This is a genomic window from Ramlibacter pinisoli (assembly GCF_009758015.1).
GTDB lineage: Bacteria > Pseudomonadota > Gammaproteobacteria > Burkholderiales > Burkholderiaceae_C > Ramlibacter > Ramlibacter pinisoli.
Genome location: NZ_WSEL01000002.1, coordinates 1 through 12,275 on the forward strand (window position 1 = coordinate 1; position 12,275 = coordinate 12,275).

The following is a 12,275-nucleotide window of genomic DNA, read 5'->3' on the forward strand; positions in this document are numbered from 1 at the left end:
GCTGTTCTACAAGGACAACAACCGCATGCTGTTCGGCGACGCCAAGAAGATGCTGGACGAGGTGCTGTCGGCGTTAACGAGCTGACACTGCTGCTGCACTCAGTTGCACCGCTGCAGTCATAACGGCGCCCTGCGCCCCCTTGCGGGAAGGCAACACAAGACCGCGGCACATCCTTGCAACGCGCGTTGTGCCGGCCTTCTGTTTCCTCGCCTCAAAGTCCCCTGCCTAAATCGTCGACGTCCCTGATTCATGCAAAAGAGCATTTCGCGTCGACGACTGCTTCTGGCCCGAAAGCCGCCCACTTGCCACCCCACACCGTCACCTGCCACACCTTGAGTGCCCGCGTGGCTCAGGCTCGTCGGATCACCCGTCTACTAGCGGATGAATCCGCCGATGCATTCAAGGCGAGTTCGCGCAGCGGTTGGCGTGGTTCCTTGTACACAGCCCCAACCTGCGTAGCGGCGAAGGCCGCCGAGATTTCTAGCTCAGCTGGCCTTGATGTCGAGCCGGCGGACGATCTCAGGATACTCCGCCAAGTCCTGGGCCACGGTGTCGGCCAGTGCCTTGGGCGCTCCGCCAACGAGTTCCCATCCATTCACCTGCGCCCGCGCCCGCAGCTGTGTGTCCGCCAGCGCCGCGTTCAGTGCACGGTTCAGTGCCGCGATCACCGACCCCGGCGTGCCCTTTGGCACCGCCAGACCAATCCAGAAGGAAGGGTCGAATTTGCGGAAGTCTGACTCGATCAGGGTCGGTACGTTTGGCAGTGATGCCAAGCGCTTGGACGCCGTCTGCACAAGCGGCACGATGGCGCCGCTCTGAAGTCCCGGTTGCGCCGAGGAAAAGTCGAGCAGCGCGAGTCCCACTTCGCCGCCCATGAGTCCGGTGATCAGCCCACCGCTGCCCCGAAAAGGCACGTGCGTCATCTCGATGCCGGCGAGCTGGCGGAACTGTTCCATCGAGATATGGTTGGCGGCACCGATGCCCGCGCTGCCATAGAACACTTTGCTGGGGTTGGCCTTCGCATAGGCAACCAGTTGCTTCAGCGTCTTGTACGGTGCCTTCGCTGGCGCAGCCAACATGCCGACTGCACGCAACGCCAGGCCAACAGGGGCGAGGTCGCGCCCCGGTTCTACCTTCGTGCTCTTCTGTACCAGCGGCGCGATGACGTGATTACTGCGCGAGGTGACGAGCACGGTGTAGCCGTCCGCAGGCGCCGATGTCACCGCGGCCGTCCCGATCAGGCCCGCGGCGCCTGGGCGGTTGTCGATGACGATGGGCTGGCCGAGGCTCGCCCGCATGCCATCGGCCAGCATGCGTCCGACGATGTCGGATGGCCCGCCGGGCAGGTTCGGCACCACCAGCTTGATCGGATGGTCCGGATAGACGTTGCCCTGCGCCCAACTGGCGCGAGCAGCGGCCAGCGCTGAGGCGGCGGCCAGGAAGGTGCGGCGGGAGGGCATCGAGTTTCCTACTGGGAACGTCGTCTCAGGGGCGGGGGGTATCGTGTGGCTAGGGCGCGTAGCACCAGCGCTTCCGGCGAGCCGTCGTCGGCCAGGCCCAGCGCGCGCGCGGCGGAGTTGTCCAGAAGCGGATAGTTGGCAAACACCGCTTCCAGCGCCGGTTGCGGGGCATAGTCGGCCAGGGCGCGACGATCCGCGCCATACAGGCCAGCGAGGGTATCCACGATCTGGCCCATGGACAGGCGCAGCACGGGGAGAGTCCAAGCTCGCGCCGGGTCGGCCCCCACCTCCATGCTCGCGGCGTGGACCAGGTTTTCCGCGCATCGCCAGGCCGACATCAACCAGGTGGTGGCTTGTGGCGAGACGGGGCAGGTATAGCGCTCGCCGGCAGCGAGTGCGTGCAGGATGTCGCTCATGAAAGCCGAGGCGAAGCCGTTGGGCTCGCGCGGACGGGCGACGACGCCGGGCAGCCGCACGGAACGGCCGTCCAGCAGGCCGCGCCGGCTGAAGTCCGCCAGCAGGATCTCGCAGGCGAGCTTGTGCGCGCCATAGGTGAGCGGTGGACCCAAAGGCGTGTCGGGCCGCACAACCTCGGGGAGGGTCGCGCCGTACACCGCGACCGAACTCGCATAGACCACGATCGGCGGCCGCTCCCGGCGCACCGCGAGCGCCTCGAACAACGCCAGGCTCGTATCCAGGTTCACGCGCCGGCCCAGCGCGTAGTCCTTCTCGGCGGCACCACCCGGCACCGCGGCTAGGTGGATCGTCACATCGGGGGCAAACTCTGCCACCCTCGCCAGCGCGCTCGCCGAACCGAGGTCGCCCTCCAGCGCCAGCGCGCCCGCCGGTACCCAGGCCAGGCTCTGGTCCGCCAGTGCCAGCGCCGTGATGGAGCTCTCACCGATGCGACCGCGGGCTCGCAATACCTCGACGACCTTGGTGCCAATGAAACCGCCGGCGCCGGTCACGAGGACTTTCATTCAGTCCTCGAAGATCGCGACCGCGCGAGTCCAGCCAGCCGAAGCGCCGCGGATCTTGTGCGGGAAGCAGCAGATGGTGAAGCCGTCGCCTGGCAGCACTTCCAGGTTGTGCATCTTCTCGATGTGGCAGTAGCCGATGTCCTTGCCGACCTTGTGGCCCTCCCACAGCAGGCTCTTGTCACCGGTCTCAGCGAACTTCTTTGCTGTGTGCAGCATGGGGGGATCCCAGCTCCAGGCGTCGGTTCCGGTCAGGCGCACGCCGCGTTCCAGCAGGTGCATCGTGGCCTCGTAGCCCATGCCGCAACCGGTGCTCACGTAGTCGTTGTGCCCGTAGCGGGTGCCGGCGCGCGTGTTGACCACCACGATGTCGAGCGGCTTCAGTTCGTGGCCGATGCGCTTCAGTTCCGCATCCACGTCCCGGGCCGTGACGCAGTAGCCGTCGCGGAAGTGACGGAAGTCCAGCTTCACACCAGGACGGAAGCACCAGTCCAGCGGCACCTGGTCGATAGTGATGGAGGGCTTCTTCTCGCCCAGCTTCGCGTCCATCGTGGAGTGGAAGTGGTAGGGCGCGTCCACGTGTGTGCCACTGTGCGTGGTCAGACGCACCCATTCCGCGGCCGCGGCCTCCTGATCCGGGAAGTCCTCCGGATTGGTGCCGGGGTACAGCATCATGAACTCGGCCATCGTGTCCTGGTGCTTGGAATACTCGATCTTGGGCGCCAGCATGGGCGGATCGGACAGGACGTCGTTCTCGAGGTAGATCGACAGGTCGACGAAACGGGGCATGGTGGGCTCTCCTTACTGGGGCCGCTCGGCCTGCACGATGCGTTGGTCGATGGCGCCGAACACGGGTTGCCCATCGCAGCGGGCCTCCATGCGCACACGGTCGCCAAACTTCATGAAAGGCGTCCTCGCTGCGCCCGCGGCAATGGATTCAATGGCGCGGCGCTCGGCGATGCAGGCCGAGCCCTTCTTGTCGCCGGCGTTCGATACCGTGCCCGAGCCGATGATGGTGCCGGCGGATAGGCGCCGGGTGGCGGCCGCATGCGAGATCAGCCGGTCGAAGCCGAAGTTCATTTCACTCCCGTTCGGGTCGCCAAACCACCGGCCGTTGTATTCGATGCCCAGATCGAGACAGACCCGCGCATCGCGCCAGGCCGCACCGATCTCGTCTGGGGTCACGGCTACCGGGGCGAAGCTGGACGAAGGCTTGGCCTGAAAGAATCCGAAACCGGTCCGCATCTCGCGCGGGCCGAAGGCGCGCAGGCTAACATCGTTGATCTGCACCAGCAGCAAGATGCGGCTCGTCGCGAACGGCGCCGTGCAGCCGAGGGGCACGTCGCCGACGATCACGCCGAACTCCCCTTCGAAATCGATGCCATGGGCTTCGTCCGGCAGCCGGATGTCGTCGTGCGGGCCCAGCATGTCGTCGGAACCGCCCTGGTACATCAGCGGAATGGTCTCGATATCCGGCAGGGGCTCCAAGTTGAACGCCTTCTGCATCAACTCGCCGTGGTTGAGGAAGGCCGAGCCGTCGCACCACTGGGGCGCGCGCGGCAGGGGCGCGGCGGCCCGCCGGGTGTCAAAGTCGAACGCTCCAACCCCGCCGCCCTCGTTCAGCGCCTGGTAGACCGCCTGCAGGCGCGGCGCCGCCGCAGCCCAGTTCTCTACGGCATGCAGCAGGGTGGGAAGGCCGGTCGGTGCTTCGACCGCTCGCTTCAGGTCACGCGAGACCACGACCAGGCGGCCATCCCTGCTTCCGTTCTTCAGCGTCGCGAGTTTCATGCGGCATGCCTCTCGTTCCAGTGGATCAGGGGCAAGCCTGCCACCGGGGAGCGGAAACTGGGCAAAGTCGTTCCCCGCAGGCTGCCCAGGTAGACGGTGTGCAGGTCGGGACCGCCGAAAGTCAGACTGGCCAGCCAGGGCGCCAGCGTCCCGCCGGCGGCGGCCGCGATCTCCGGCGTGAGCGTACGGGCCTCGAAGTGCGCATTCAGGCACTTCGTGGCTTCGGGGTCGCCGTCATCCAGAAGTGTCAGCACCTCGCCGTCCGGGGTGATCGCCACCAGCTTGTCGGCCATGATCAACGTGACCCAGAGGTTGCCGAAGGCGTCGAAGGCGAAGCCGTCGGGAAAACCATCGAGTTGGCTCGGCCCGTAGACCTCCCGCCGGCCCAGGGATCCGTCCGCTTGCACGCGCAGCCTGGAAATGCGGCGGCCATTGCTTTCCACGACGTACAACCATTCCTCGTTGGCGTCCATCCGGATCTCGTTGGTGCCCTCGAAACGGTCGGCCACGATGCGCGCGTTGCCTTGCTCGTCAAACAGCGCGATGTAGCCGTCGGCGGCGCGCGCGTTGATCGAGTCCATCCACGGCCGCATCCGCGTGGTGACGGTCAGGTACAGGCGGCCACGACTGTCCCGCAGGGGGAAATTTGCCTTGCCCAGCGGCTGGCCGTCGATTCGATCGAACAGGCGCCGCAGGCGGCCTTCGCGCGTCATCACCTCCACCGCGTCGGTCCCCCAGTTCGCGATCAGGAGGTCGCCGTTGGCCAGGAAGGTCATTCCGTTCGGCAGGGAGCCCTGACTCTGCACGTAGCGAGCGTCAAAGTCGGCGCTCGATAAGAACTCCGACTGCGGAGGCACGACGAGGCGCTGGTTTCCGTCCGGAGCGATCCTCATGGCGCCGCCGCGCGCGTCCGCGGCCCACACGGTGCCGTCCCGCTCTGCGAGGACGCACTCGGGGCGCTGCAGTTCGTGCCCGACATGGCGGATCGCTGCCCGGTCAACCTGCCAGCCTCGCAGGGGATTGCGCTTGTTCATCGCCTGGAAGCATAGGGAGGGGGCGCGCCCGGCGCCAACAAAATCTGGCAATGGCTGTCATCTGCCTAGCCAATACCTCCGAAGCTACGATTGGGCATGCGCTACCAAAGAATCGACCTCAACCTTCTCATCGCCCTGGACGCGCTGCTCGCCGAGCGCAGCGTGACGCGGGCGGCGGAGCGCATGCACATGACGCAGTCGGCCATGAGCAACGTCTTGGCCCGCCTGCGCGAGTACTTCGACGACCAACTCCTGGTGCCGGTGGGCCGGACGCTGCGGCCGACGCCGCGTGCCGAAAGCCTGGTGCAGCCCGTGCGGGACATCATCCTGAAGGTCGATTCCACCCTGGGCGTCCGGCCCGAGTTCGAGGCGGCGACCGCGCAACGGCACTTCACGATCATCGCCTCGGACTACCTGTCACACGTGATGCTGACGGAGGTGCTCCGGCGCATCGCGCTTGTTGCGCCGGGACTCAGCTTCGACATCCGCCCCACCAGCGCGACCATGGCGCAGGACCTGGACCAGGGACGTGCCGATTTCCTCATCGTGCCTGCCCACCTGACGTTGGCCGACCATCCGCAGGCCGTGCTCTTCGAGGATACCTACCAAGTGGTGGCTTGCGCGCAGCATCCCGATCTGGCCCATGGCCTGTCCCTGGAGCAATACCAGTTCTTCGGCCATGTCGTCTACCAGCAGGAACGCGGCAGCAACCCCTGGTTCGAGCAGTGGTACGCCAACGAGCACGGTCAGACCCGGCGCATCGAGGTCATCACCCACGGCTTCGCTCTGATCCCGCGCTTCCTGGTGGGGACCCGGCGTGTCGCCACAGTGCAAACCCGCCTGGCAATGCAGTTCCAGCAGTTCATGCCGGTGCGCCTGCTACCGCCGCCGATAGAGACGCCGCGCCTGACAGAAGTGTTGCAGTGGCACCGCTACCGCGCCGACGACCCGGGCGTGCAGTGGGTACGCGACCAGATCATCGCGGAAGCGGAGCGGATGCCGGCACTCTATACCCTTGCCGGCGACCGCAGGCGCCCGCCGTGATCGGCTAAGACTGCACCAGAAAATCGCGGGTTTGTTGCCGATAACAATGAATGCCGGGCGCCTTGGTCCACCTGCTGGCGGGCAGGCGCCACGTCATGATCGAAGTCGGCGTTGCACTGGCGGGGCAAGGCGGCCATGAAGCCGACTCGAAGGTCAAGGCTTCAAGCATCGGTGGACTTCATCACGCCGGAGACCGAGACCTCGATCTGGTATTTCTGGGGCATAGCCCGCAGCTTCCGGCCGGAAGACAAAGCGCTCACTGCGAGCATTCGCGAGGGCCTGCGGAAGATCTTTGCCGAGGACCTTGAGATGCTCGAGCGCCAACAGCAAATCCTGTTGCAACGGCCTGAGCGCCAACTGCTCAAGCTCAGTATCGACACCGGCGGAGTTCATTCGCGCCGCGTGCTCGACCGGCTGCTCGAAGCCGAGCGTGCGAGCGCAGCGGCCAGCATGGGGAACAAGGCGCGATAAGGATGCAGGTCACCTCGCTACCTGATCGGTGTTCTAGCTACGAACGGCCACGCCTCCCAGATACTGCTTGTCCCGCTCACGGCAGCCGCACCGTTCGCGGCCCGATGCGCTTCATGTGTGTGAGGTTCTCAGGATCGGCCCCAATGCCGCCCAGGATCCCCATGCTTGTCACTCATCATGGCGCTCTCGGAATCAGGCAGGTTGAGAGGAAATTGAGGCGTCTTCCCTGCGCGCGCGCGCGCAGGCGAACATAGCCGAAGAGCACAGGCCGATGGCGGCGGCGACCACGCCAAGGCCGGGGTAGCCCACCAGCTTGACTGCGGTTCCGCCGAGCACGGGCCCGATGGCGGCGCCCAGCATCAGCATGGCCGGGGTGGCAGCCACCGCGCGGCCGCTGGCGTCGAGGCGGGCGACCAGGCCGAAAAGGAAGGTGTGGGTGAACACCGTGGTGGCGATGAGCACGGAAACCAGCGGCGCATACAGCGCGAAGGAATCCGTGTGGGTGATAGCAAACACGGCGGCCGCGTGCACCAGCGGCCCGGCGACGATGACTGCTTCAGGCCTGAGCTTGTGCTGCAGCCATCCTGCGAGCGGCCCCGGCATGAGATTGACGAACCCTGCTGCAACCAGCACGGCCGTGACCGCAGCTCCGAAGCCGCGGTCCACACCGACCCGCTCGACGAAGCTGAACATCGTCGCCTGCGCCAAGGCCAAGAGACCAATGCCCACCATGCAGAACCAGGCCGCGCGCGGCAAGGGCGCATTCGGCCCGTCGAGACGCTCGCTCCCTCCCCCGAGCTTCGGAAAGGACGCAGTGGCCACGATGCAGGCCAAGGTCATCACGGCGGCGAATAGGAAGAAGAGGGCCGCGCCGCCCTGCCCCGCCACCAGTTTGGATCCGCCCCCAAGGATGAAGATGCCGAACAGGGCGAGCGCGAATCCCGCCAATGCGAACAGCCGGTGCGGGTTGGCGCTGCGCCCGATGCAGCCGTGGGTGACGCTGAGTGCGCAACCGGCGCCCATGCCGCCGATGCAGTGCAACAGCGCCATGAGTGGATAGGACGCCGTGAGCGCGACACCGAGAAAGGAGAGCCCGGCAATGGCAAAGCCTCCCACGGCGGCCTGGCGGGCTGGCACGCGCGTGAAGCGCGGAGCCAGCAGCATGCTACTGACCACCTGGCCGCCCAGGAACAGGCTGGCCAGCAAGCCGGCCTGTTGGGGATCGAGCTTGTACGTGCCGACAAGCGCCGCCCCGACCCATACCGGCAGTGCCACAAGATCCAGCATGCCGGCGCAGTGGGCGACTAGCAATGCAGCGATGCCGCTGCGGGAGGGAGTGGGCATAGCGAAGGCGCGCAAGCGCTCAATTGAAAGCTGCGCGAAGCGTACGCGGCAGACGCAGGCGGGCCAAATGGGAAATCTCCATGGCATGCATTCATGCGGGCGATACCAAGGGTCAACCCTGGTATTGGCCGGATCGAACGCGCGCGCAAGCAGACCACCGTCTTCGAATACGGCAACATCGGTCCTGGCTCGATCTTCCACTTCGCCGGCGAGGCCTCGAAGGAACAAGGCCGCATTCTCCTGCTCCGCATTCCTTGAAAGTGGGACGGTCCCATGGTGCAGGACCTGCTCGGCGGCCAGCTCGGCGTGGCCTTCCTACCTTCCGCCGACACCCTGACTCCGGAGCGATCGAGAACGCCGTGAGCGAGTGCGCCGGATCCTCACTCTGATGCCGCTGTCATTGCCGATGCCAGCGAAGCGGCTCAATTTCGACCAGGCACATCACGCGCACTGGCCGTTGGCTTGCAAGTTGCACAGCCATCGGCCGGGGTAGCGTTGCAAAGCGCGGCATGCCGCGCTCAGTCCTGTTCAGATCGGCTGCGCCAGTGCCATGAGGCTGTCGCGCATGATCTGCGCGTGCTCCTCCTTGCTGCCGCCCTCCATCTCGATCACGCCGAGTCGCATCGAGTTCTCTACCACCATGCGGCAGCGCTCCCAGCGGCGCTGCTCGAAAGCGGCGATGGCGGCGGGCACACTGCCTTGCCAGCCGACTTCCTCCGCCAGCACCAGTCCGTCCTCGATGCCGATGCAGGCACCGGAGGCAAGATGCGGCGTGGTGGCGTGCACCGCGTCCCCGATCAGCACCACGCGACCCACGTGCCAGGGCTGTGGCAGCAGCACCGACTCGAGCGGCCGATAGACGATCTGCGAATCTGGGCCGATCCGGTCACGGATCCAGCGCAACAGGGGCGCCGAAAAATCATCCAGCAGGCCGCGCAGGTGGTCTGCGAATGTCGCGGAGTCCACGTAAGGGTTGGTCGGCCGGTGTTCGGTGACGAAGAGGTACATCTCGTCTTTCGACACCGGGTTGATGCCGGGCTTCACCTTGCCCCCCGCCCACATCGTGGCGCCCTTCACCTCAGGCGGGCGCGGCAGCACTGCGCGCCAAACGGCCTGGCCGCTGTACCTGGGCTGAGACGACTGCGGGAACAGGGTCTGACGCACCTTGGAGTACAGGCCGTCGGCGCCGACCACGAGGTCATAGCGCCTGCGTTGGCCGTCGGTGAAGGTCACCTCCACGCCCTCGGCGTCCTGGGTGATCGCCGTGAAGCTCGCCCCCAACTGCACCTGGGTGCCGGCAGCGCGCGTGGCGTCCGCCAGGATGCGGGCCAAGACAGGCCGCATGATGCCGCCGCCGCCCGGCACGTCGTGGCCGGCAATGCGCGGCGTTGGCAAGGTGGCGATGACCTGGCCGTGCGGCAGCTGGACCTCGACACCGTCGCCAGCAGCGCCAAGCTCCAGGAAGGCGTCCAGGACACCGAGCTCAAGGAAGGCGCGCAACGTCGCGCCGCCCAGGCTGATGCCCGCGCCGTAGGAGCGCCAGCCTTCGTCGATCTCCACGAGGTCGACGGCCGCACCGAGCTTGCGCAGCTGGATCGCGGCCGCCATGCCGGAGAAGCCGCCGCCGATGATGAGGATGTTCATGTACTTGTCTCCAGCTGGGAAATGTCCACGCTCAGCGTGCCTTCTTCGGATTCAATGAGGGTTACGCGCACCAGCGACTCGCCGATGCAGGGCCCCAGAATGCAGGCGCCGCTCCAGATGTCGAACTGCGCGCCGTGCGCGGCGCAGACGATGCGGCTGCCGTCTGCGTTCAGGTAAGCGTCCTTGCGCCAGGCCATCGATGTGCCGGTCCAGTGCGGGCAGGCATTGCGCCAGGCATGCAGACCATCGCGCCGCACGACGAACATCGTGTCGCGGCCGCTGCCTTTAGGATCGAAACCACGGGCACTGCCTTCGGCAATCTCGCCAGAGTGACAGAGCCGGATGACTTCCTGCATACCCGCTCTGTGTCAATGGTCGCCGGGGGCGCGTTGCGCACCGGGCGGCGGGCCACCGGGTGCCCACTTTTCCCTGTGCTGGAACAGGAACAGCTGCGACGCATCCGCGCCCATGGCCGCTTCCCGCGCCGTCCACTGGTCGTTGTGCTGGTCCATGTCCGCGTCGTACTCGACGTGGCAACCCAGCGGGCTGTTGAAGTACCAGAACCAGTTAGAGCCGTAGCGGTGCCGACCCGGGCCCCAGAACGACTCGTAGCCCTTGGCCACGAAGCGCGTGCCCGCCAGCAGCACTTCCGTCGGGCCGCCCAGATGGAATGTGAAGTGCTCGCAGCCCTTCATCTGCGGCGGCGTCTGGATCATGAACAGCGTGTGGTGGTCCTCGGTGCCGGCAGGCCGCATGAAGGGGCCGGCGCCAGTGAAGCGGTCGGTGGTGATGAAACCCAGGCGCTTCGCGTAGAAAGCCTCGGCCTTCGCCGCGTCGGGCACGAAGTAGACCACGTGAGACAGCGTACGCGGCTTGGCGGCCATCCCGTCGTCCACCGCCACCGAGTTCACCGGGCGGCGCGCGGCGCTGCCCGGCGCATTCGACAGTTCCCCAGGCAGGTCCAGAAGCTTGCGGCGCACCGTAACCTGGAAGCCCAGCGCGAAGCCGAGGTCGTCCACGCTTTCAATGGCGCCGTCGGCCAGTTGCTTGACGTCGCGGTCCTTGCGCAGCTCCTGCGCGATGGCGTCAACCGTCGCCTGGTCCGCGCAGCCATAGATCGTCTTGCGCAGCATGCTGGCCGTTCCCAAACCGGCCGGCAGGGTCGCGTCGTCCTTCGCGGCGATGACGATGGCGGTTCCATCCAGCGCCTCGAAGCGGCCCCCGCCGACGGGTTGAAGTCCATATTCGGTAAGGTACTGTGCGCAGGCAGCGATGTCGTCGACGCCGAAAACGAGCGCGTCAGGTCCAATGATGTTCATGTGAGGTCCTCTTTGGAATTCAGGCGGTGCGGCCGCCCAGGGTCTCCGCGACCCAGTCGGCGATGTAGTGGCCGGCGTTGATGCTGTTGTCGAAGCTGGCGTGCTGGGCGCCGCCTTCACGGTCGGTGAAGATCTTCAGCTCGCGCTTCGGGCTGTTCACCAGCTGTTCGTAGGTGCGGTGCGCCCACTTCAGCGGAATCTGAGAATCCTTCTCGCCGTGGGTGACGAGGAACGGCACCTTGATGCGGTCGAGAACGCCATCGAGGTGCATGTTCTCGGCGATGCGGAAGAATTCTTCGTCGTCCTTGGCGCCGAAGACCCAGCGTACGTGCTCCCAGTAGTGGGGGACGGGCAGGTCGCCTTCCTTGGCCTTGCGCTTTTGTTGCACGTCCCGCCAGTCGTGGTTTGCACCCCAGGCCACGCCACAGGCGAAACGCGGCTCGAAGGCCAAGGCCCGCGGGCAGTAGTAACCACCCAGCGACACGCCCTCGAGGCCGATGCGCCTGGAATCTACGTCGTCGCGCAGTTCCAGCCAGTCGACCACGCGGCTGGCCCAATGCTCGGCGTCGTAACGGGCAGGCAGGCCATGAAGGCGCAAGGCTTCGCCCGTGCCCGGCTGGTCGATCACGAGTGAAGACACGCCACGCTTCGCCAGCCAGGCCGGCATGCCGACGCGGTACTTCATTTCCTTGGTGGAGTCGAGGCCATTGACCTGCACCAGGACCGGCGCGCGGCCCTGCACACCGTCCGCACGGCTGAACAGGCCGGCAATGTGCTTGCCCTCGTACGGGATCTCGACGCGCACGCAGTTGTCGCGCGACAGCCCCAGGCTGCGCCCGAACACATCCAGCATGCGGCGATACAGTTCCATGCGGCCCGGTGCACCGTGCGCCTGCAAGCGCTCCGCCGTGATCAGATAGGCCGCCGCGCGGCCGTACTTCTCGCCCGCGGAAAGCGGGCGTCCGCGCGCCTCGTCCTCTTCGGCCAGCCCACAGAGCTTGTCGGCGGTCCTCCTCCAGGTCTCGCGAAAAGCCTGCGTGCCCGCGGCATCGGGTTGCTTGGCAGCGTCCTGCAGCGGGGCGCACATCTCCTCGATCTCGCCGATGCGGGCTCCCATCTCGATGGCAAGGTCGACGGAGAGATTCCAGACGTAGTTGGTTGGGAAATAGCGGAACAAGGGGAACTCCGGTGAA

Annotated in this window: 12 protein-coding genes and 1 pseudogene; 3 read left to right on the forward strand and 10 right to left on the reverse strand. The window is 66.3% G+C overall.

All coding sequences use genetic code 11. From position 1 onward, the window contains the following. Nucleotides 1–85: NAD(P)(+) transhydrogenase (Re/Si-specific) subunit beta (locus tag GON04_RS00005; protein WP_157396174.1), on the forward strand; the 85-nt coding region annotated here is incomplete at its 5' end. 401 nt (nt 86–486) lie between these two features. Here the strand turns inward: GON04_RS00005 and GON04_RS00010 are convergent. From GON04_RS00010 to GON04_RS00030, 5 genes are read right to left on the reverse strand one after another with little or no spacing between them, the layout of a single operon-like run. Next, nucleotides 487–1,461: a Bug family tripartite tricarboxylate transporter substrate binding protein gene (locus GON04_RS00010; RefSeq protein ID WP_157395959.1), complete on the reverse strand. Its 975-nt coding sequence runs from the start codon at nt 1,459–1,461 to the stop codon at nt 487–489. Nucleotides 1,462–1,469: 8 nt separating this feature from the next. After that, complete coding sequence (locus GON04_RS00015) at nt 1,470–2,441, reverse strand: NAD-dependent epimerase/dehydratase family protein (protein ID WP_157395960.1); 972 nt, start codon at nt 2,439–2,441, stop codon at nt 1,470–1,472. Continuing rightward, entirely contained in the window at nt 2,442–3,227 is a 786-nt protein-coding gene (locus GON04_RS00020; RefSeq protein WP_157395961.1) for a cyclase family protein, read from the reverse strand. Between the two features lie 12 nt (nt 3,228–3,239). After that, a complete protein-coding gene (locus GON04_RS00025; protein ID WP_157395962.1) occupies nt 3,240–4,226 on the reverse strand; it encodes a fumarylacetoacetate hydrolase family protein in 987 nt (328 codons plus the stop codon). Beyond that, nucleotides 4,223–5,260, reverse strand: coding sequence for an SMP-30/gluconolactonase/LRE family protein (locus GON04_RS00030; protein ID WP_157395963.1), 1,038 nt, complete (start codon nt 5,258–5,260; stop codon nt 4,223–4,225). The genes GON04_RS00025 and GON04_RS00030 overlap by 4 nt, the downstream gene beginning before the upstream one ends. 96 nt (nt 5,261–5,356) lie before the next feature. Here GON04_RS00030 and GON04_RS00035 point away from each other — a divergent pair, with 96 nt between their 5' ends. Further along, nucleotides 5,357–6,304 (forward strand): LysR family transcriptional regulator, encoded by a 948-nt coding sequence (locus tag GON04_RS00035; RefSeq protein ID WP_157395964.1) that lies wholly within the window; start codon nt 5,357–5,359, stop codon nt 6,302–6,304. An 89-nt stretch (nt 6,305–6,393) separates the two neighbouring features. Beyond that, a pseudogene (locus GON04_RS00040) lies at nt 6,394–6,775 on the forward strand (aromatic ring-hydroxylating dioxygenase subunit alpha); the annotation flags it as partial. A 192-nt stretch (nt 6,776–6,967) separates the two neighbouring features. On the opposite strand, the gene GON04_RS00045 reads toward GON04_RS00040, so the two are convergent. The 5 genes from GON04_RS00045 to GON04_RS00065 all read right to left on the reverse strand — a co-directional run bounded on the left by GON04_RS00045 (nt 6,968) and on the right by GON04_RS00065 (nt 12,259). Continuing rightward, nucleotides 6,968–8,347: an MFS transporter gene (locus tag GON04_RS00045; protein ID WP_157395965.1), complete on the reverse strand. Its 1,380-nt coding sequence runs from the start codon at nt 8,345–8,347 to the stop codon at nt 6,968–6,970. A gap of 300 nt (nt 8,348–8,647) precedes the next feature. Continuing rightward, nucleotides 8,648–9,763: an FAD-dependent oxidoreductase gene (locus tag GON04_RS00050; RefSeq protein ID WP_157395966.1), complete on the reverse strand. Its 1,116-nt coding sequence runs from the start codon at nt 9,761–9,763 to the stop codon at nt 8,648–8,650. After that, nucleotides 9,760–10,119 (reverse strand): Rieske (2Fe-2S) protein, encoded by a 360-nt coding sequence (locus GON04_RS00055; RefSeq protein ID WP_157395967.1) that lies wholly within the window; start codon nt 10,117–10,119, stop codon nt 9,760–9,762. Before GON04_RS00055 ends, GON04_RS00050 begins: the two co-directional genes overlap by 4 nt. Nucleotides 10,120–10,131: 12 nt before the next feature. Beyond that, the gene (locus tag GON04_RS00060; RefSeq protein WP_157395968.1) at nt 10,132–11,082 is read right to left on the reverse strand and encodes a VOC family protein; all 951 of its coding nucleotides are present in this window, start codon (nt 11,080–11,082) and stop codon (nt 10,132–10,134) included. A 19-nt stretch (nt 11,083–11,101) separates the two neighbouring features. Then, complete coding sequence (locus GON04_RS00065; RefSeq protein WP_157395969.1) at nt 11,102–12,259, reverse strand: alpha/beta hydrolase family protein; 1,158 nt, start codon at nt 12,257–12,259, stop codon at nt 11,102–11,104. Nucleotides 12,260–12,275: the final 16 nt, after the last annotated feature.

Excerpts from the sequence above, each read along its gene's own strand:
- GON04_RS00010 (WP_157395959.1), bottom strand. The coding sequence starts at position 1,461 with ATGCCCTCCCGCCGCACCTTCCTGGCCGCCGCCTCAGCGCTGGCCGCT.
- GON04_RS00015 (WP_157395960.1), bottom strand. The coding sequence starts at position 2,441 with ATGAAAGTCCTCGTGACCGGCGCCGGCGGTTTCATTGGCACCAAGGTC.
- GON04_RS00020 (WP_157395961.1), bottom strand. The coding sequence starts at position 3,227 with ATGCCCCGTTTCGTCGACCTGTCGATCTACCTCGAGAACGACGTCCTG.
- GON04_RS00025 (WP_157395962.1), bottom strand. The coding sequence starts at position 4,226 with ATGAAACTCGCGACGCTGAAGAACGGAAGCAGGGATGGCCGCCTGGTC.
- GON04_RS00030 (WP_157395963.1), bottom strand. The coding sequence starts at position 5,260 with ATGAACAAGCGCAATCCCCTGCGAGGCTGGCAGGTTGACCGGGCAGCG.
- GON04_RS00035 (WP_157395964.1), top strand. The coding sequence starts at position 5,357 with ATGCGCTACCAAAGAATCGACCTCAACCTTCTCATCGCCCTGGACGCG.
- GON04_RS00050 (WP_157395966.1), bottom strand. The coding sequence starts at position 9,763 with ATGAACATCCTCATCATCGGCGGCGGCTTCTCCGGCATGGCGGCCGCG.
- GON04_RS00055 (WP_157395967.1), bottom strand. The coding sequence starts at position 10,119 with ATGCAGGAAGTCATCCGGCTCTGTCACTCTGGCGAGATTGCCGAAGGC.
- GON04_RS00060 (WP_157395968.1), bottom strand. The coding sequence starts at position 11,082 with ATGAACATCATTGGACCTGACGCGCTCGTTTTCGGCGTCGACGACATC.